The 19,778-nt window shown below is 47.2% G+C and carries 18 protein-coding genes and 1 pseudogene; 9 read left to right on the top strand and 10 right to left on the bottom strand.

Features of this window, described 5'->3' with window-relative positions:
- Positions 1-48 precede the first annotated feature (48 nt).
- The gene (gene nhaC / locus QMA04_RS10635; protein ID WP_290185684.1) at positions 49-1,506 is read right to left on the bottom strand and encodes a Na+/H+ antiporter NhaC; all 1,458 of its coding nucleotides are present in this window, start codon (positions 1,504-1,506) and stop codon (positions 49-51) included.
- Positions 1,507-1,690: 184 nt separating this feature from the next.
- Positions 1,691-2,020, bottom strand: a complete 330-nt coding sequence (locus QMA04_RS10630) for a hypothetical protein (RefSeq protein WP_290185683.1) — start codon at positions 2,018-2,020, stop codon at positions 1,691-1,693.
- 242 nt (positions 2,021-2,262) lie between these two features.
- Here QMA04_RS10630 and QMA04_RS10625 point away from each other — a divergent pair, with 242 nt between their 5' ends.
- The 3 genes from QMA04_RS10625 (at position 2,263) to QMA04_RS10615 (ending at position 5,211) form a co-directional block, all read left to right on the top strand.
- A complete protein-coding gene (locus QMA04_RS10625) occupies positions 2,263-4,089 on the top strand; it encodes an LTA synthase family protein (protein WP_290185682.1) in 1,827 nt (608 codons plus the stop codon).
- 136 nt (positions 4,090-4,225) lie between these two features.
- Positions 4,226-4,741, top strand: coding sequence for a TlpA family protein disulfide reductase (locus QMA04_RS10620; protein ID WP_290185681.1), 516 nt, complete (start codon positions 4,226-4,228; stop codon positions 4,739-4,741).
- Positions 4,742-4,863: 122 nt separating this feature from the next.
- Positions 4,864-5,211: a hypothetical protein gene (locus QMA04_RS10615; RefSeq protein ID WP_290185679.1), complete on the top strand. Its 348-nt coding sequence runs from the start codon at positions 4,864-4,866 to the stop codon at positions 5,209-5,211.
- Here the strand turns inward: QMA04_RS10615 and cax are convergent.
- From cax to QMA04_RS10600, 3 genes and pseudogenes are all read right to left on the bottom strand, one after another.
- A pseudogene (cax, locus tag QMA04_RS10610) lies at positions 5,203-6,257 on the bottom strand (calcium/proton exchanger). The gene QMA04_RS10615 and the pseudogene cax overlap by 9 nt on opposite strands.
- A 103-nt stretch (positions 6,258-6,360) precedes the next feature.
- Positions 6,361-7,260 carry a 3-hydroxyacyl-CoA dehydrogenase gene (locus QMA04_RS10605; RefSeq protein WP_290185678.1) on the bottom strand — a complete coding sequence of 300 codons (900 nt, stop codon included), beginning with the start codon at positions 7,258-7,260 and terminating at the stop codon, positions 6,361-6,363.
- A 40-nt stretch (positions 7,261-7,300) separates the two neighbouring features.
- Positions 7,301-8,047 carry a phosphatase PAP2 family protein gene (locus tag QMA04_RS10600; RefSeq protein WP_290185677.1) on the bottom strand — a complete coding sequence of 249 codons (747 nt, stop codon included), beginning with the start codon at positions 8,045-8,047 and terminating at the stop codon, positions 7,301-7,303.
- Between the two features lie 156 nt (positions 8,048-8,203).
- Here QMA04_RS10600 and QMA04_RS10595 point away from each other — a divergent pair, with 156 nt between their 5' ends.
- Complete coding sequence (locus tag QMA04_RS10595; RefSeq protein WP_290185676.1) at positions 8,204-9,124, top strand: oxidoreductase; 921 nt, start codon at positions 8,204-8,206, stop codon at positions 9,122-9,124.
- 540 nt (positions 9,125-9,664) lie between these two features.
- On the opposite strand, the gene QMA04_RS10590 is transcribed toward QMA04_RS10595, so the two are convergent.
- The 3 genes from QMA04_RS10590 to QMA04_RS10580 are packed head-to-tail and all read right to left on the bottom strand — an operon-like array spanning position 9,665 to position 11,639.
- Positions 9,665-10,138, bottom strand: coding sequence for an NUDIX hydrolase (locus QMA04_RS10590; RefSeq protein WP_290185675.1), 474 nt, complete (start codon positions 10,136-10,138; stop codon positions 9,665-9,667).
- A 50-nt stretch (positions 10,139-10,188) separates the two neighbouring features.
- Positions 10,189-10,914, bottom strand: coding sequence for an ABC transporter permease (locus tag QMA04_RS10585; protein WP_290185674.1), 726 nt, complete (start codon positions 10,912-10,914; stop codon positions 10,189-10,191).
- A complete protein-coding gene (locus QMA04_RS10580) occupies positions 10,911-11,639 on the bottom strand; it encodes an ABC transporter ATP-binding protein (RefSeq protein WP_290185673.1) in 729 nt (242 codons plus the stop codon). Before QMA04_RS10580 ends, QMA04_RS10585 begins: the two co-directional genes overlap by 4 nt.
- A 169-nt stretch (positions 11,640-11,808) precedes the next feature.
- On the opposite strand from QMA04_RS10580, the gene QMA04_RS10575 reads away from it, so the two are divergent.
- The 3 genes from QMA04_RS10575 to QMA04_RS10565 all read left to right on the top strand — a co-directional run bounded on the left by QMA04_RS10575 (position 11,809) and on the right by QMA04_RS10565 (position 14,918).
- Positions 11,809-12,702, top strand: coding sequence for an oxidoreductase (locus QMA04_RS10575; protein ID WP_290185671.1), 894 nt, complete (start codon positions 11,809-11,811; stop codon positions 12,700-12,702).
- 155 nt (positions 12,703-12,857) lie between these two features.
- The gene (locus QMA04_RS10570) at positions 12,858-13,871 is read left to right on the top strand and encodes an STAS domain-containing protein (protein WP_290185670.1); all 1,014 of its coding nucleotides are present in this window, start codon (positions 12,858-12,860) and stop codon (positions 13,869-13,871) included.
- A gap of 135 nt (positions 13,872-14,006) precedes the next feature.
- Positions 14,007-14,918, top strand: coding sequence for a DMT family transporter (locus tag QMA04_RS10565; RefSeq protein ID WP_290185668.1), 912 nt, complete (start codon positions 14,007-14,009; stop codon positions 14,916-14,918).
- A gap of 101 nt (positions 14,919-15,019) precedes the next feature.
- On the opposite strand, the gene QMA04_RS10560 is transcribed toward QMA04_RS10565, so the two are convergent.
- Entirely contained in the window at positions 15,020-16,141 is a 1,122-nt protein-coding gene (locus QMA04_RS10560; RefSeq protein ID WP_290185666.1) for an NADH-dependent flavin oxidoreductase, read from the bottom strand.
- A 216-nt stretch (positions 16,142-16,357) separates the two neighbouring features.
- Positions 16,358-16,969, bottom strand: coding sequence for a type 1 glutamine amidotransferase family protein (locus QMA04_RS10555; RefSeq protein WP_191716182.1), 612 nt, complete (start codon positions 16,967-16,969; stop codon positions 16,358-16,360).
- A gap of 147 nt (positions 16,970-17,116) precedes the next feature.
- On the opposite strand from QMA04_RS10555, the gene QMA04_RS10550 reads away from it, so the two are divergent.
- Positions 17,117-18,589 (top strand): protein adenylyltransferase SelO, encoded by a 1,473-nt coding sequence (locus tag QMA04_RS10550; RefSeq protein WP_290185664.1) that lies wholly within the window; start codon positions 17,117-17,119, stop codon positions 18,587-18,589.
- A 256-nt stretch (positions 18,590-18,845) separates the two neighbouring features.
- Complete coding sequence (locus QMA04_RS10545) at positions 18,846-19,733, top strand: fructose bisphosphate aldolase (protein WP_191716184.1); 888 nt, start codon at positions 18,846-18,848, stop codon at positions 19,731-19,733.
- Positions 19,734-19,778 lie beyond the last annotated feature (45 nt).

Raw genomic sequence — 19,778 nt, 5'->3', positions numbered from 1 at the left:
CAAAAGAGGGTGGCTCGCTTTATTTGCATAAGAGCAGGAAAGGAAAAACTAAACGCCTTCTGTCAATTCGTTTTCGCGATCGATTCGTTGCTGTTTTATTTTCAACTGCTGCATTTCATCTTCTGTTAAAAATTGAACTTTATAGCCGATTATAGCCATGACGATGCCGATGATCGGTACTGCGTAATTCAGCACCGCATAGGGAGCATACGCAAATGGACTGACCGATAAAGTGGCAAGTATGAAGACCCCGCAAGTATTCCAGGGGATAAATGGTGAAGTCAATGTTCCTCCGTCTTCAAGGGCCCGTGAAAGGTTTTTCGAATGCAGGCCTTTGTCCTGGAAAGCTGTAGCATACATTCTTCCCGGCAACAGGATGGAAATGTACTGCTCGGAAGCAGTAGCGTTTGTGAAGAATGCGGAAACGATTGTCGCTGCAATCAGACTGCCGGCTGATTTGGCTACTTTCAGAATTTGTTTAACAATGGCTTTCAGCATGCCGGTATGTTCCAGCACACCGCCAAAGACCATGGCAAAAATCGTCAGCGAAACCGTGAACATCATAGAAGCGATGCCGCCGCGGTTAAACAACTCGTCAACCATTTCATTGCCCGAAGCAATGGCAAAACCGTCGTGAAGTGTATTGACAGCCTCTCCGATATTTCCGCCTTGCACAAAAATCTGGCAGATGAAACCTAGGAATACCCCGACCACCAATGCTGGCAAAGCCGGTACTTTCAACGCCACCAATACAACAATCGATGCAGGCACGAGCAAGAGCCAAGGAGATATCACAAAGTTACTGTTCAATGCTGACAAGATGTTCTGTATATTCCCTTCGTCAATAGCTGCTCCTGCAAATTGGCGGCCAAGGAAAAAGTACACCACCAATGCAATAACCAATCCTGGAATTGTCGTATACATCATATGTTTGATGTGTTCGAATAGATTGGTGTCGGTAATGCCCGCCGCCAGATTTGTGGTATCCGATAAAGGTGACATTTTGTCTCCAAAGTAAGAACCGGATATCACGGCTCCCGCTACCATGGCAACCGGGATCCCCATACTTGCGCCAATCCCCATGCCGGCAACACCGATAGTTCCCATTGTGGACCAGGAACTTCCGATGGCAAGTGCCACGATGGCGCAAATGATGCAAATCGTCAGCAAGAATAAAGAAGGTGTGATGATCTGCAGACCATAATAAATCATGGTAGCGATAATCCCACCGCCAATCCAAGAGGCAATGATCATTCCGACCACAATGATGATGAGAACTGCAGGCAAAGCAAGGCGGATCCCTTTATACGCGCCCTCTTCAATAGTTTCCCATTTATAGCCTAGACGCCAGGCGATGACTCCCGCAATCACCGTGCCGACAGCCAACGGAATATGCGGACTGCCTTCGAATACGATAATGGTGACGGCCATCAATGCAATCATGGCCACTAACGGAATAAGTGCCAATAAAAAAGGTGTTTCGATCTCTTGGTGTTTTTTCTTCATTTTATGTATTCCCCTTACTGTATGTTGTATGTTTTTATATTACAGCAAAATTTGAAATAATCTATCTATATTTTAAAGAGTTCCTTCAGTCCTTGATGTAAATCCCTGCAGCTGCCGGAAACCAAACCTCACAAAAAAACCGTCCACTGGTTACAGGACGGTTTCATCGGTCTGTTCTTCTTCCTCATTCTTCCTTTTCCAATGCCAGATAAATTTCCCTTTCGAAAAATTTGCGTCGATGGTCTGCTGATTTTCGCCTTGACAATGTACCATTTTCAAAAACACGCTGGCACAAGTAAAAGGGGGCTTCGTCGTTCACTACGACTTGCCATTTGCCATGAAGCGCTTTTTGCCTACCAAAGTCCACTACAAAGTTCTGCCCGACAGGCAACACGGGATACTGGCATTCTGCGCGGGCTGGCGGCGGGCCGTTGTGCATGTTCCTATATAGATCCACATTAAACACTCCTTCATTTAACTGCTGTAATTCAACTGTTGATAATGGCAATCCCACTGGCTGAACATCCCTTTAAATCTGATATTATCCTCTCTTTCTAAATACCCGAAACCCCCTTCCATTCAAACTAAACAGGAACCTCCTCTAGTTGACACAATACAGACATCTCTACAGGTTTCTGCTTGCCCGCTAAGTGGTAATGAAAAAGAACAGACTCGTTTTGCAGGAAGAAAAAATGGTTCACTGGCAAGTGCTTCATTTACATAGGCAAAGCGGCTTAACTTGTTCGGAGGTGCGCCATGAAATTCCTTGAATACTGGATCTACCTGGTATTGTCCATATCAAAAATTTTCCTCTTCAGTGTTTATTCCGGAACTGAGTTCCAATTCAGTTTCTTTATCCTAAACCTTGCTTCCATCGTCGTTTTGTCCAGTTGGACGCTTTTACTAAGCTATCGGAAACGCCGGTGGATTTTAATGCTTTTATTGTTTTTACACAGTACACTGCTTGTTTCCGACCTTTGGTACTACCGTTATTTTGATGATCTGTTGTCCATCAGTCTGCTTTCTGATGTCACGCAGATGAGTGATGTCGGGGGCGGCTTTATGACTTTGATCCAAGCCGAAGATCTATTCTTTTTTGCTGATTTGCTCCTCTTTTCCCTGGTCCTTTTTGCTGGCCGTAAAAATCAGGAAACCTCAACCCGTAAGACAAAAAGACTTCTTGCGGGAGCTGGCTTTGCCCTTGGTTTTCTCTTGTTTGCCATTCCGTTGGCAAATAGCTACATCAACGAAGAAAAGTGGCTGGTCGATGAACCGATTTCAAATATGCGTGAGTATTACCAGCTTGGATTTTGGGGTTACCATGGATTGGATTTTGCAAAAGGTGTCAGTGGACTGTTCACTAATGACAGCATCACAGCACAGGAAGCCTCATGGATCAAAGACCTGGATCCCGAGACACCTTCAGCTGTATCCGACTCTGAAAAACCCAACATCATCCTTGTGCAACTGGAATCTTTCCAGACTTCAGTGATTGGACAACAAGTGAATGGGCAGGAACTGACTCCCCATTTAAATGCCTTAAAAGAAGAAACTTTGTTCTTCCCATCGTTTTACCATCAGACGCACGAAGGCCGAACGTCAGATGCTGAATTCATTACATTGGCTTCGTTGCAACCATTAAAATCTGGATCCGTTTATACGCAATATGCGGAAAATGAATTTGACGGGCTGCCAGAATTGTTGAAAGATGCCGGCTACGATACTGCGGCCATGCATGCTTTCGAGAAGGATTTCTGGAATCGTGATGATTTCTATCAAAACATCGGTTTTAATCAATTCTTCAGCCAACCTGATTTCCCGGATAACCAGAAAATCGGCATGGCTGTGAATGATGAGGACTTCTTCACAACATCCATCGACCATGCAGCACAGTTGAAAGAACCTTATTTCGCTTTCTTAGTTGCATTGTCGAGCCATACCCCTTATGAGATTCCAGAGGATTTGAAACAATTGGATTTGACCGGTTATGAAGATCCGTTGCTGAAAGGTTATTACGAAACCATCCATTACGTGGATGGAGCTGTTGGGGTGATGATTGAAAAATTGAAGGAAAAGGACATGTGGGATGATTCCCTTATCGTGTTTTATGGCGACCATGACAGTGGATTGACGCAAGCCGATAGTGAAATGGCACGGGAATCAGGAGCTGAAAGCGAAGTCGAGTTATTCGAACTGGATCAACGGGTCCCTCTCTTCATTAAAGAACCTCGCATGGAAGAGGGTCGCGTCATTGAAAACAGCGGTGGCCAAATTGATATTGCCCCAACCATTTTGGATATCGTAAACATCGACCCTCCTTATATGCTTGGACAATCTCTGCTCGACGAAGACAATAATTTGACCGTTTTTCGTGATGGTTCGTTCCGCGTCGAGGAATTTTATTTCAAGCCTGACCTCACTTCTCCAAGCGGAAGCGGCACATGTTACGACACGTCATCCGGCGAGAAAGTTGAATTTGCAGAATGTGAACCCCATATCAAAACAGCAGCAGAACAGCTGCAGATTTCGGATCTGATTATCCAGAAGAATGCCCTGGACCAATTGAATAACGCTGGAGACTGACTCCCCCCTCTTCGCATAAAGAAGAAGAGGGGTTTTCTAAACTTCCTGAGGCGCTCTAATTTCTTTTATCGGAGTTCCACTATATGATGGGGGTATAAAGAGATGAGCCGCAATTCCACAGTAAAGGATGATTGCAATGAACGCATCGATAAAATCCATCTTGCTGCTCGTTCTTCTTATCGTATTGAGCGCCTGCAGCAGTTCCCAAGGTGCTGGAGAATTGAACGATGGCAATCCTGCCCCTTCCTTTGAACTGATCGATTTGGATGGCAACCAGCATAACCTTGCCGATTATGCCGGCCAAAAAGTCTACGTGAAATTTTGGGCATCCTGGTGTTCAATTTGCCTCGGAGGCATGGAAGAACTGAATACCTTAGCTGCTGAAGAAAATGATTTTGCTGTGTTGACGATTGTGTCCCCCAGCTCCAATGCAGAAAAAAGCGCCGAGTCCTTCGCCAAATGGTTTGAAGGGCTCCCGAATGCTGAAAATGTTACCGTGTTATTGGACGAAGGCGGAACCTTTTTCGATGAATACGGCGTCATCGGCTACCCGACATCTGTCTATATCGGCTCAGACGGTACACTCGTCAAAAGCCTGACCGGCCATGTCGGCAATGCTGAAATTAAAGACAGCTTCCAATCGATCCAGTAATACAAAACAAGCGGTACACGATGAATTTCTTTCGTGTACCGCTTGTTTTTTTCTGGAAACCTATTCCGGCTGGTTATCGTTCTAGCTTAACAGAAGTCAGTTTTAGTAAGGAGGTTCCCATCATGTATACCTACAGCTCATTTGAAAGCTTTGGCACATTCACATTGCTTAGGCCTATCCTCTTTCTATTGTTAGGCGTGGCCCTGATTTTGTGTATTGCGCAGCTCATTCCAAAAATCCGCACCCACCTGCTCAACGGATTTGCAGTGATTAGCTTATCACTTGTGACCATCGCTGTCGCTGTGCAAGTCGTTTATTACCACGCGATTATTGTAGACGAAATTGGTTTAGGCGGAGACGCCGTTTCTCTTTACCTGTTTCTTGCTATCGCTTTTATGGGGGTGATGAATGTCCTGCTGTATCTGTTTACCCGTCCCAGAAAAAAACAGGATTCCGCTTTCTTACAATAAATAAAACCCGATGCCCATGATGAGATAAGCAGCTAGTAATGTCAGGCCTTCAAACCAATTCGACTCCCCGTCGTTCATAACATTGATGGCAAGAAATACCGCTGTGATCATGGCGACCAGCTCTGAAATTGTAAACACCAACGGCATCTGCTGCGGCATGATAAGTGAAATCAGCACCAAGATTGGTGCAACAAACATGGCAATCTGCAAAGTGGAACCAATCGCTATTTCCACTGCAACATCCATTTTATTTTTCATTGCCATAATGAGGGCGGAAGCATGTTCAGCGGCATTTCCGACAATGGCCACGATGATGACGCCGATAAACAACTCAGACCAGCCGAATTGCTCGCCCACTTCTTCAAAGGTATGCACCAGGTTTTCTGATACATAAGCTACTACCAATGTGGCAAGCAGCAAAATTATCAATGCTTTCTTTTTGGGCCATTCTGGCTCTTCATGTTCGGTATCCTGTGCGGCGTCTGCATGGCTGTATACGCCGCGATGCGTAACCAGCTTGAAAAAGAGCCCTGCCAAATACAATAAGATCATGATAATCGAAATGCCGACACTCAATTGAATGGTTTCGGTTTCATTCATGGTCATCGAAAAGATTTCCGGAATGACGAATGCCACGACCACAGCAAAGATCAGCAATCCGGAATTATGGGTGGCGTCGTGGACATTGAACATCTGCCGCTTGAATTTGATGCCGCCAAGAAAAAATGACAATCCACCAACCAGCAGAAGATTCCCTAATACGGAACCTGTCAGGGAAGCCAATACTACGCCGATCAGCCCTGCCTGCAATGCAAAAATAGAGATGATCAATTCCACAGCATTTCCGAACGTCGCATTCAGCAAACCACCGATACGCGGCCCGCTGACAATCGCCAGACTTTCTGTTGCTCTCCCCATGAAGCTGGAGAGTGCCACGACACTGACCGAACAAATGAAAAACATGGCATGCTCGGCCAATCCAGAAATGAGCCGATTACCGTTAAAGGCACTCCTACTGCCACCAAAATTCCGAATATCCGATTCATAAAATCCCTTCTTTTCATTTTGATAATAATGGATACCCAGTTTTCTGAATTTCCTAACCTAAAAAACCACGTTTGGCCGCAGCTGGCCAAACGTGGTTTTTCGTCAATTTTTCAAGAAATCTGCTTTCATGAAAGCCGGATTCGGATAGCTGTAAAACCCTTCACCAGTTTCTCTTCCAAGTTTGCCTTTATCGAGGTATTCGGTCTTCAGCATGTCGGCTAGTTTTACGAATTCTTCTTTGCCGGTAGCGGCAGCTTTCGCCTGAACAATATTATGGGCTGTATTGATGCCCACCACATCCAATATGGCAAATGGCCCAAGCGGCGCACCCGTTGCGATCATCCAGGTTTTATCTACCGTCTCAATATCTGCAACTTCTTTGACCAGCAGCAGTTCCGCTGCTTCCAGGAACGGAACCAATAGGGAATTCAAAATATAGCCCGGCTGTTCTTTATGTAAAGGCAGCGGCACCATGCCAATCGCTTCAGCAAATTTGATCATATCGTTAAACACATAGTCAGCTGTTACGGGGTGCTTCATGATTTCAGCAGTGTTGTTGATGCGGATCGTATTGGCAAAATGCAAAGCCAGGAACTTTTCCGGCCGTCCTGTCGCGTCTGCGAATTGGCTGGGCAGCAAGGTCGAAGAATTGGTGGCAAACACGGTCTTTTCAGGAGCCACTTTGCCAAGCTCCTTATAGAAAGCCGTCTTAATGTCTGTCACTTCAGGAATTGCCTCGATCACCAAATCCGCATCGGATACTGCTTCAGCCAAATTGGTTTTGAAAGACAATCGGCCATATGCAGCCTCCACTTCCGCTTCACTTGAGCCAAAATCTTTGCGGTAGTTTTTCATCAGCTTGGCCAATCGTTGTTTCGACTTCTCGATCGCTTCTTCATTGATGTCATAGATCACCACATCGAATCCTTTAAACGCTGTTTGATAGGCGATTTGGCTTCCCAACACGCCGCTTCCTGCCACTGTAATCTTTTTGTAATCCATCCTCTTTTCCTCCTTATCGATTCACCCAACTACTTCTTCTTTACCTGAAGAAAGGTATTTTTGTCCGCACTGTTCTGTAGAGAGGACCTAATAATTTTCGCAATGCCTGGACTGGCGGCACCGGACTTCTGCTATGCCATTGAATCCACTCTAAAGCGATCAAGCTTAAAATCAACCAGATAAGACCTGCTGCATAGCCGGCGAGTACGTCACTGGGAAAATGGGCGCCGAGGTAGATTCTACTGCTGCCGATCAACAAGACGAGCATCCCCAACAAAGTGACAGTCAGCCATTGGATCCACCGCCGTTGGTGCGTCCGGACAACCAGGTAAATCACAAAACCATAAAAAATCAGTGAACCCATCGAATGTCCGCTTGGAAAGCTGTATCCGACAGCATCAATTTCAGCATTGATGCTCGGACGCTGTCTGTCATATACATTTTTCAGCAACAGCGTTAAGAGCGAACCGCCTCCGACTGCAATAATAAAAAACAACACGCCCCATTTATCTTTCATTTTAATGCCTAGTATAGTCAAGGCAATTATGGATAACACAGTCAAAAACCAAGCCGATCCCGTTTCTGTGATAATGAACATCACATTATCCATTGTTCCGCCCGCTATGGCCCCAAAGCTGTCAATGATCGAACTGTCAAATTGGCCAAGTTCCTTTTCCATCACTTCTTCAGCAAGTTCTGCAAACAACACAATAAACAAGGCAGCCAGACCAAGTCCGCCCAGCAGCAACAAAAAAGCCAAGCCCGCCAACTTCTCATTTTTCTCCATCTTATCGCTCCCATTTCTTGCAGATACTTTCTCTTTACCCTTCTCTTCAGCCGAATATGTAAAAAAATCAATTTTATGGATCCAATAATTTGTTGTAGGAAGGACTCCATGGTATTTTTATCAGCAGAATAAGTAAATTACTCAGGAGCTGATTGTTTGGAACAGTTAACCGGAAAGACCGCCATCATCACTGGCGCCAACAGTGGAATTGGATTGGAAGCCGCTAAAGTATTGGCAGAACGCGGTGCAACCATCGTCATGGCCGTGCGCGATACGGAGAAAGGTGAAGCTGCGCGCCAGTTAATCCTTAACGACAATAAAGAAGCATCGATATCTGTAATGAAATTGGATTTATCGGACCTGGCGAGCGTCAATGGGTTTGCGGACAGTTTTAAGCGCCAACATAATTCACTCGACCTGCTGATCAATAACGCCGGCGTCATGACTCCTCCTTACTCCAAAACGAAAGATGGATTTGAATTGCAGTTCGGCAGCAACCACCTTGGCCATTTCGCATTAACCGGACTGCTGCTGCCCTTGCTAAAGAATACGCCTGGTTCACGCGTCGTCTCTCTTAGCAGCCTGGCCCATAAAGGAGCTAGTATCGATTTCGATAACCTTGATGGCACAAAAGGCTATAAGCCAATGAAGTTCTACAGCCAAAGCAAATTGGCCAATCTGCTGTTCGCACAGGAATTGGACAAGCGCTTCAAGCAGTACGGCTTGCAGTCAATGAGTCTGGCCTGCCATCCCGGCATTTCCGCAACCAACCTATTTAAGTTCGGCAAGCGAGATGCGCCCAAATTCTTGAAAACCTTAATGCATAACTTTCTGCAGCCGCCTGACATGGGGGCTTTGCCGACCATTTATGCGGCTACAGATCCGAATTTGAAAGGCGGCGAATATATCGGCCCTGACGGCAAAGGCCAGCGCAAAGGTTATCCGGCCCTGGATACACCCCATGCATCAGCCGGTGATGAAGCCGTTTCCCGGAAACTTTGGGAAGTCTCAGAAAAACTGACCGGCGTAACGTTTGATTTCAGTAATGCCTCTGCACAGTCTTTCCAAAAAGAATAGCGGTGCATACCCCAACCGGTCCGGCCACTTCGCGTTCCGTGGACTCAGCTTCAGCCTCCTCGTCACTGGAAAAACCCGTGCTCCTGAATCGCTGCGCTAGCTTCGTCGCAAAGGAGTCTCCGTGGCCGACCCGATCGGGGGCGTGTAGCTTCATTCAAAGGAAATGGCCTGCTAGTCAGGATCCGGAAACCATCGTCCCAATAAACTTGGTAACTCCTTCATACAAAGATCCGAAGCGCAAGGCGGCGAAGGGCAAAGATATGCTCCTGCATCGCTTCGCTAGCTTCGTCGCAAACGAGTCAGGCATAGCCCGACTCGCTTCCAGCGGGATAGCGAAGTGCCGAAATCCACTCGGGCGCTAGTCCGAGTTAGTTCGGCGCAAGCCCGCAGGAAAGCGTCCGCCTGGAGTGCAGGATCCAATAGAAAGACAATAAATTGCATATTCAACTTTTGAACGACATAAATATTCTTTTGTCTACAAGCTGAAGCCACTTTCATGTTCATTCATGAAAGTGGCTTTTTCTGTTCACTATTGTCTTGTCACTCTGCAAATACAGATGAATAATGCTTGTGGAGAAATTCCTTAATCACAACGCGGTGGCTGCCGACCATCTTATCCGGAAGCTCAGTTGGCGAAAAGAATTTGAAACTCAAGGATTCTTTTTGGTCAACAATTAATTCACCCTTGTATTTATTCGAATAATAGGCAAGCGTTACGACGTAGAACTCGTCTCCGTTTTCAGCTACCACAAAATGCTGTGGCCCTGAATAGACATTGATCAAATTCAGCTCATCGACCGTCAAGCCGGTTTCTTCCATGACTTCCCGCTTTGCGGTGTCTTCCGTCGACTCTCCCAGTTCCATCAATCCGCCTGGCAGCCCCCATAAATCTTTCGGAAATTTCCGCTCCTCCAAAAGCAAGCGCCCTTCCCCATCCACAATCACCACAACTGCGCCCACGAAGATGAGCGGCCGGTGACCGACGACTGCACGAAGTTCTTCTACATAACCCATTTTCAAAACTCCTTGTCTTTTAATTTAAACAGTTCCATCCAAAAACCGAGTTATCCGCGCATCCTTTTCCTAAATCCCCATACCGCTACGCCGAAAATCACTACTGTATACGCAATAACCCACAGCATCGGTATGAAGACCTCGCTGTAATTGCCGGCAAACGCCGCCCTCACAGCATCTACCGCATGGGCGAATGGCAGCAGGTAAGCAACCGTCTCGAACGTACCGCCGATCATTTCGAGCCCAAACCAGGTTCCGCTAAACCAGGTCGTGACATTGACGAAGATCGCAAAGATCGCCCCGACTTGACGATCCGTGAAAAAGGTGCCGAAGAACAGGCCGAATGCGATATAAAGAAATGAAATGATGACCAGCAAACCAAATGCAGGAATAGCGTCATATGTAAATGGCATCCCCAAAAGCAGCGCTGCTCCGTAACAGGCAGACATCTGGATAAACGCTACCGGCAATAGCGGCAATGCATAGCCGATCAGGTAATCGGTGGCAGCCATCGGTGATGCGAAAATCCTCATTAAAAAAGAGCTGCTTTTGTCACGGCCAATGAGCATGCCGGTAAATAAAGTGATGAACGAAAAACTGAAGACGATGATGGCAGGAGCCAGCTTCTCCAGCGTAAAGAGATCAAACGGCATGTTTTCGGACATCATCGAAAACAGCCATAGCATCAGGACCGGCAAAACCATTCCAAAAAGCAGCGTCATGGGATCGCGCAAAATTTCCTTTCGATTGCGCTGTGCGAATGTCAGAGCCTTCATGGATTTTCCTCCTCAGCTGTCAGCTGGAGGAATACATCCTGCAGCTTGATTTGCCCGGTCTGGTGTTTCAATTCCTCCAGTGTCCCCAGCGCCTGCAGCCTGCCTTTATGCATAATGCCAATGCGATCCGCCAGCGCTTCCACTTCTTCTAAATAATGCGTCGTCAAAATAATAGTAATCTGCCCTTTCAAATTCAACAAAATCTGCCACAGATCCAAACGTGCCCGGACATCCAGCCCGACGGTCGGCTCATCCAAAAAAATGATTTCCGGTTCTGAAATCATCGCCATTGCGATGCTCAAGCGGCGCTCCATTCCTCCTGACAGATTTCTTCCTTTGCTTTTGGCCCTTTCCGCCAAGCCGAACATCTCCATCAGCCGAATCGCTTTTTGCTCTGCATCCTGTTTCGTGCTGCCATAAATCCTGGCAATGAACTCCAGGTTTTCCTGTACAGACAAGTTTCGCGCCACTGCCGTTTCCTGAGGTGAAATGTTCAGCTTTTTCTTAACCGCTTGCGGATTCCCCACAATGCTGTCGCCCAGCATGATGGCGTCCCCACTTGTCGGTTCCATGAGGCAACTCAGCATTTTGATGGTGGTGGTCTTCCCCGCTCCATTTTCACCTAACAGGGCAAAAAACTCCCCTTTCCCAATTGTCAGGGAAAGCTGGTCAACGGCAACTCGATCTTTGAACGTTTTGGTCAATTCCATAATTTTAATCTCCATAAACCGGTTCCCGCCTCCTTTTCTCCATTCTACCGCTAAGTCTCCTGAATAAATAATAAAGTGATATTCACATCTTTCCCCTGGGATTTCCAAAAAATCCGCACAACCGATAAAATAACCTTTAAAGACTAAACCCAATTGAATGGGCTGAAAAAAAGGAAGTGATCGTTTGCTTACAGGAAATACAGTCATCATCACGGGCGGCAACAGCGGCATTGGATTGGAAACGGCCAAAGGGCTACTGGCAATGGGGGCAAGAACCATCTTGGCTGTGCGTAATACGGAAAAAGGAAATGCCGCAAGAGCACTATTGGCTGAACTCCACCCCAGGGCTCAAATCGATGTGATGCAACTCGACTTAGCGGACCTGCAAAGTGTGAGAACCTTTGCCGACAAGTTCCAAAGTTCTTTTGACCAGCTCGATATTCTGATTAATAACGCCGGCATCATGGCACCGCCTTATGCCAAAACAAAAGACGGTTTTGAAATGCAGTTCGGCAGCAACCACCTGGGGCATTTTGCATTAACCGGCCTGCTTTTGCCGCTGTTGGCAAACACCCCTGGCTCCCGGATTGTCACCATCAGCAGCCGGGCACACAGCCGGGGTTCAATCGACTTTGACAACCTCGACGGAGCAAAAGGATACCACACAAAGAAATTCTATAACCAGAGCAAGCTGGCCAATTTGTACTTCGCTTTGGAACTGGATAAACGCTTGAAAGCACATGGCTTCCCAACCATCAGCATCGCCTGCCATCCGGGCGTCTCTGCCACCAATATCCTAAAGCTTGGCACGCGTGAAATACCGTCAGCTCTTAAACGCATCGCCAATCTTTTCCTCCAGCCTCCCGGCATGGGCGCTTTATCGACAATCTATGCGGCGACAGAACCGAACATGACAGGCGGCGAATACATCGGTCCTCTCGGCCAGTTTCAACGAAAAGGCTACCCTGCTCTTGGCACGCCCCATGCCAATGCAACCGACCAGGAAATCTCCCGAAGGCTGTGGGACGTATCGGAAAAATTGACTCAGGTCAGTTATCCTTTTGATCTCTCCCATTAAAAGATATTTACTGCATACCATTTCTCAAAGAAGAAGCTTCATCCGGGGTAAAAAAATTCCATATCCAGACATATTGTTTATTCTTGCGGGAATACTGAAAAGACGAGTTAGGATTTACGTTGCAATTATTTTTAAAAGATGGAGGAATTTATGGTATGAACCAAAAAAACATTACGGTCGGTGGCATCGAATTGGAATGGAATTTGGAAACTGGCGAAGTTCTGTTTGAAGGAGGAGATGTGGTTCTCTTTTGGACCTCGGCAATGGAAACGTTCTTTGACACAATTAAAGACATTTCTGGAATCGAAGCCACACAATTGGTTTTGGAAACCACCGGATTTCGCCAAGGCGTCATTGTTGGAGAAGGGTTCAAAGACATGAAGCAAATTGATACATCAAATGTTGTTGAATGGATCTCCAATACATACGCTCCTGCCGGTTGGGGCAAAGTTGAAATCGTTGAAATGGATAATGAAAAAAATACATTTACGATGCATATCCAGAACGATTGGGAGTATAAGATGAACCTGCTGAAAAACAAAAACTCAAAAGGCATTTTTGTGCCTTCGCACTACGCCGGTGTCCTAACCGGCTTGTTCGGCATCAATTTCTGGTATAAAATCATTCAGCATCAAAATGACAGTACGCCATATAGCATTGTGGAGTACTCCCCTTCAACCGTGACCGTCCAGCAAAACATCCATGAGCTGTCCCGCAAACAGGAAGCTGAACAAATCCGAAAGCTGGAAGCCCGGGTCAATGAGCATACACAATCTCTTCAGAACCTGGTGAAGGAACTATCCTCTCCCATCATCCCTGTGCTGGAAGGCATTATTGTGGTGCCGATGATCGGCAGCTACGATGAACAGCGGACTGAAGATTTGATTTTTAAAACTCTGACCGAGTTGCCGAAGCATAAAGCGGATTACCTGTTGGTAGATCTAAGCGGGCTGAATCAGCACATCACGGAGCATACCGCATCGTTGATCGATAAACTTGGCGCTTCTGCGAGGCTGTTGGGAACTGAAGTCATTCTTGTCGGCATCTCCCCGGAACTCGCCATTATCATTGCACAATCCCAAAACAGCCTGAATACTTTTGAATCGCTGCAAAGCCTCCAGCATGGCATCTACTATGCACTTGGCCGAAGCGGACGAAAAATTGTCTGACAGGTTCGAGTTTCCAAAATGGCCGTTTCTTCTTGAAGACTTTTCCTCCTGAAAAGAATATAATAATCTTTGTCTGTTTTATGATTGCAGGCAGGATAGCCATTGGTTCAATCAATGGTTAATGGAGGAGATCACTTGAACGCAAAAGCTTTTTCATTGGCATTATTCTCAGTTTTAATATGGGGCTCTTCCTTTGCCGCCATTCGCGTTGGACTGCAGGGCGGCTATGACGCAGGACAGAATGTGCTGGTCCGTTTCCTGATTGCCTCGGCATTGTTCCTGATTTATGCACTGTGGCCGGGAACCAAATTTCGGCTGCCCGAAAAAGGCGATGCCGTTCGGATCCTTATTCTCGGTTGGATCGGCATCAGCGTGTACCATATCTTCGTTACATTTGGCATGGAAACGATTTCTGCCGGCACCGCCGGCATGCTGGTCGGTTCCGGACCGATTTTTACAGCGCTGATTGCGGCTTTTGTTTTAAAGGAAAGATTGACTGGCCTTGGCTGGATGGGTCTGGGCATTGGGTTTATCGGTATTCTGTTTATCGCTTTCGGATCTGCAGGTGCATCCCTCACTTTGACCAATGGTGCATTGCTGGTATTGGTCGCTGCGTTTGCATCAGCAATTTTCTTTGTTTTCCAGAAGCCGCTGCTGACACGCTACTCGGCGATTGAATTGACCGCTTACTTTACATGGGCCGGCACTTTGCCATTTCTTATTTTTTCACCGGGCCTCTTCAGTGCCATGCAAAGCGCCACACTGGAAGCCCATTTAGCGATTCTTTATGTGGGCATATTCCCTGCGGCAATCGCCTATGTCACATGGGCAACAGCTTTGTCACTTGCTAATGCCAGCTCTGTTTCAAGCCTGATTTATCTGGAACCGGCAGTAGCGATTATCGTTGCCTGGATGTGGCTCCATGAACTGCCGACTGCTTTGTCGCTTATCGGTGGCGTCATTGCAATCGGCGGGGTCATGATCGTCAATCTAATGGGCAGAAAACGCCCGGTACTTTCCGGTAAAACTGCGGAAAACTCGTTATAGAAACTCAAAAAAACGCTGTCTGGAATCAATCCAGACAGCGTTTTTTATTAGATCAGCCCTAAAGTGCGGAATTCCCCGGCTTCCTTTAGTCCCTTGTTTTCTTACTCTTCAATCCGGAACCAGCCCGGTGCCTTGGTCACCATATTCCATAAGTTCTCTGGAATATCCAGCTGTTCTTTTTTGCTCAAATGGATTGCCTGAAAAATCTCTTCGTCCCGGCTTTTTTTCACTTTCGCCAACCAGTCCGGGTCCATGATCAAGGCATGGCCAAGCGACACCAACGGCGTGACTTCCAATGCTTCTTTCACTTGCTTAAGCGTCTGTAAGCCCCCTACCCCGATCACCGGTACACGGTTGCCAATATGCTGTTGGATCATTTCCACACGTGACCGGTTGTCTTCCTCACGGATCGATCCGCCGAAAAATTTGCCGACTGACGCATGGATGTAGTCGATGCCTTCGTCAGCAATGGCCTCCAAAAACTTCAATGTATCATCCATTGTGATGCCCGGTTCTTCACGTTCTTCCGGACTGATCCGGTAACCCACGACAAAAGGCTTCTCTGCATATTCAGCAACAGCTTGCTGGATCGATCTGATGACGGCTATCGGAAACGCCATGCGCGCAGTCACATCGCCTCCCCATTTGTCGGTGCGGACATTGGAATGGGGAGAAAAGAATTGCTGGATCAAATACGTATTGGCGCCGTGTATTTCGACTCCATCAAAGCCTGCTTTGATAGCCCGTCTGGCGGCTTCTCCGAATGCCGCAATCGTTGCTTCAATTTCTTCCTCGGTCATTTCACGCGGAACCGCCGCATTGGGGCGCGGCGCCGGCACTGCGCTTGGTCCAACCGGCTGTTCGCCTTTCAGCAAGTCTTCATTCGACATGCGTCCGGCATGATAAAGCTGCAGGATTGCTTTAGCGCCTCCGTCTTGAATGGATGTTGCTAAACGGGTCAGACTGGCAATTCGTTCATCGCTGTCTGCCCCTAATGGATTCGGAAATCCGACACCCAACGGCTCGACATGTGCACAAGCCGTAATGACAGCTCCCAGTCCGCTTTCGGCACGCCTTTTGTAATAGATTAGTTCGTCTTCTGTCACATCGCCATTCGGATCTGAAGATGATGTGGTCATCGGTGCCATCAGAATGCGGTTTTTGACAGACAAACCGGATGTAAACGTATACGGTTCAAATATATTTTGTGTGGTAATGGCCATTTAAATTCCTCCTTGACTATCTCTTTACCCTTACACTGGTGCCGACAAGCCTGGCCCCTTTATTTACATCGTATCCGATTAGCAGCCAGTTGAAAGCGCATCTGCTTTGCAATAGATAAATTCAGCCTTTTGGCTGACATGCAAAAGCACCGTCAAAAACAAACCACCTTCGATTGTGCCTAATCTCACAATCGAAGGTGACCTATTCAGCTGACATTATTGTTTAGTATTCATGTATTCGTGATAGCCTTGTTTAAAAAAGTCGTACCACTCATCGATTTCTTCCTGTGGAGCCGATTGAAGGGCTTCCATCACTTCTTTGCCGAACTCCAAAAATGCCGAGCCGTTGGCAGTGATGACGTTTCCGCTCCGGACCGCCTGCTGCTGCAGGTAGCCTGCTTCATTCGTATAGCTGTCCCCTGCTGTTTCCTTTAAGTCTTCCAGGTAATTGCTGGTGTGCGGAATTTCATTCAACAGCCCATTTCTTCCCAGAAATACCGTAGCATCGCAAATTGCACCAAACACCACTTTCTTTTCGATGGCTTTGCCGACCAGTTTCATGATCCGTTCGCTGCCTTCTTTTCGCCAAGAATTACCGCCGATCAGAATCAGTCCCGCAAACTCTTCCGGTGCATCATCCAGTCCGTAATCCGGGAGCACCGTAAAGCCGCCGATTGATCGGATCGGTTCCTTTGTCAGCGACACCGTCTTGACATCGAATCTTCGTCCCTGGCCCTCCGGCTCTTCGTTAAGCGCCGCAGCGAGTGAAGCTGCTTCCCAGTCGGCATACTCGTCCAGCAACACAAACAAAACTTTTTGATCGCTCATTTTCTCGCCTCCTTTTCGATTGAATATTCGATTTATTATTAAAGAGATTATAGCACAGGCAAAGAATCCCTTAAACAGCAAAGACATGATCGACGGACAGAGCGGGTATAATATAAGTAACACTTCAACAAAATAAGGAGGTCCATTATGAATAAAAAGGAACTAACCCATACCGGCTGGCAGCTGGAAAATAGCTATTCGCGGTTGCCTGAAGTTTTTTATAGAAAAATCACGGTCCATCCGGTGAAGTCGCCTAAATTGGTCATCTTTAATGAGGCATTGGCAGAAAAACTTGGTCTGGATCCTGCAGAATTAACAGCTGAAGACGGGGTCGCCATCCTGGCTGGAAATCAGGTTCCTGAAGGCAGCACACCGATTGCCCAGGCTTATGCGGGTCATCAATTCGGCAATTTCACGATGCTTGGAGATGGCCGTGCTTTATTGATTGGCGAACAGCTCACACCATCCGGCAAACGATTGGATATCCAGTTGAAAGGCTCGGGCAGAACGCCTTATTCCCGCGGCGGCGACGGTCGTGCTGCATTAAGGCCTATGCTTCGCGAGTACCTCATCAGTGAAGCGATGCACGGTCTGGGCATTGCGACGACCCGCAGCTTGTCCGTTGTCGAAACCGGTGAAATGGTCCGTCGGGAAACAGCGCTGCCTGGAGCGGTCATGACACGGATTGCTGACAGCCATCTGCGCGTCGGCACATTCCAATACGCTGCAAGATTCGGTACCAAAGAAGACTTGAAAGCACTGGCCGACTATGCGCTGGAGCGCCACTTTCCGCATGTCCAAGACGCTTCGCACCCGTATCTTGCCTTATTCCAGGAAGTCATCAAACGGCAAGCAGCTTTGCTTGCCAAATGGCAGCTCGTCGGTTTTATTCACGGAGTTATGAATACCGACAACATGGCGATTAGTGGAGAAACCATCGATTATGGACCTTGCGCATTCATGGATAGCTATGATCCGAAGACGGTTTTCAGCTCCATCGATGTTCAAGGCCGCTATGCTTACGGCAATCAGCCGATGATTGCCGGATGGAACTTGGCACGTTTTGCGGAGAGCCTGTTGCCTTTGCTGCATGATACTCCGGAGGAAGCGGTCAATATGGCACAGGAAGAACTCACCGGCTATATTGAGCAGTTCCAGAACCACTGGCTATCCGGCATGCGCAAAAAACTTGGGATCTTCAATGAAGAAGCTGAAGATTCCACATTGGTGGAAGCATTGCTGAATCTGATGCACCAACATGATGCCGATTACACCAATCTGTTCCGTGCGCTGACTTTCACGAAACTCCAGGGCAGTGAATTGTTAGAAACGCCAGAGTTCAAGGAATGGCACAGTTCTTGGCAGGCACGTCTGGAGCGCCAGAAGGAGTCGCAGGAAGAGAGCCAGCAATTGATGCGCAACAACAATCCGGTCATCATCCCCCGCAATCACCGGGTGGAAGAAGCCCTGGCCGCAGCAGAATTCCAGGGAGATTACAGCGTCCTTCACCGGCTGCTCACAGTCCTGGCTGACCCTTATGCCCATTCTGCCGAACAGGAAGCCTATACGGAACCGCCGGAGCCGACAAACGGGCCTTATCAGACTTTCTGCGGAACGTAATGATGATTCAACAAGCTCTCTATTCTCTAGGGTTTAAGGGGCAGTAGATCTATAATTTCTTCTCTTTCATCTGCCCAGCTAACGTTTGTAGAACTTCAATAAGGGAACATCCTAAGTACAGCTTAATCAGTAAAAAATTTCTTTTTGTAGTTTCCTCTTTATATTGTTACAATATTCAGTGAAAGAGGTTCTTTGCAGTAAATTTTTTATAATCAAGCGGTTAACTTTCTAAAAATTTATCTAAGGAGCTGGGACGATGAATCAAGAACAATTGGAATTCGTGAAAAATGGGAAAGGTTTTATTGCTGCGCTTGACCAAAGTGGTGGCAGCACACCAAAAGCACTGGCACTTTATGGCGTGTCAGAAGACCAATATTCAACAGAAGAGGAAATGTATGACCTGATCCACGAAATGCGGACACGCGTCATGACGGCTCCTTCCTTCAATTCCGATTCGATTATCGGCGCAATCCTTTTTGAACAGACGATGGACCGTAAAGTCGAGGGCCAATACACAGCTGATTATTTATGGCAGCAAAAAGGGGTTGTGCCTTTCTTGAAAGTCGACAAGGGCCTTGCAGATGAAGAAAACGGCGTTCAGGTCATGAAGCTGATTCCGGATTTGGACGATGTGCTGAAACGCGCCAACGAACGAAACATCTTCGGCACCAAAATGCGTTCGGTCATTAAGGAAGCCAATCCGGAAGGCATCAAGAAAGTAGTCGAGCAGCAATTCGAAGTCGGCAAGCAGATTCTGGCAGCTGGCTTGGTGCCGATTCTTGAACCGGAAGTCGATATCAACAGCACGGACAAAGAACAGATCGAACAAATCCTGAAAGAGGAAATGTTGAAGCACTTGGACCAATTGAGTGAGGATCAAAATATCATGATCAAAATCACCATTCCAACAGTCGATAACTTCTTCAAGGAATTGATTGACCACCCTCGTGTACTCCGCGTAGTGGCTTTGTCCGGCGGCTATAAACGAGATGATGCCAATCAGAAATTGGCTGCCAACGAAGGGCTGATCGCCAGCTTTTCTCGCGCCTTGTCCGAAGGCGTCAGCGCCAGCCAATCCGATGAAGAATTCAATGCCATGCTGGAAAACTCCATCAAAGGCATTTACGAAGCTTCCATTACATGACTCCACGAAAATGCCCTGCAGCGATTAACGCTGCAGGGCATTTTT

Source organism: Planococcus sp. APC 3900 (genome assembly GCF_030407735.1).
In the GTDB taxonomy this organism is placed as follows: domain Bacteria; phylum Bacillota; class Bacilli; order Bacillales_A; family Planococcaceae; genus Planococcus; species Planococcus notacanthi.
Note: the sequence above shows the minus strand (reverse complement) of the source record. Positions and strands in the feature narration are given on the sequence as shown.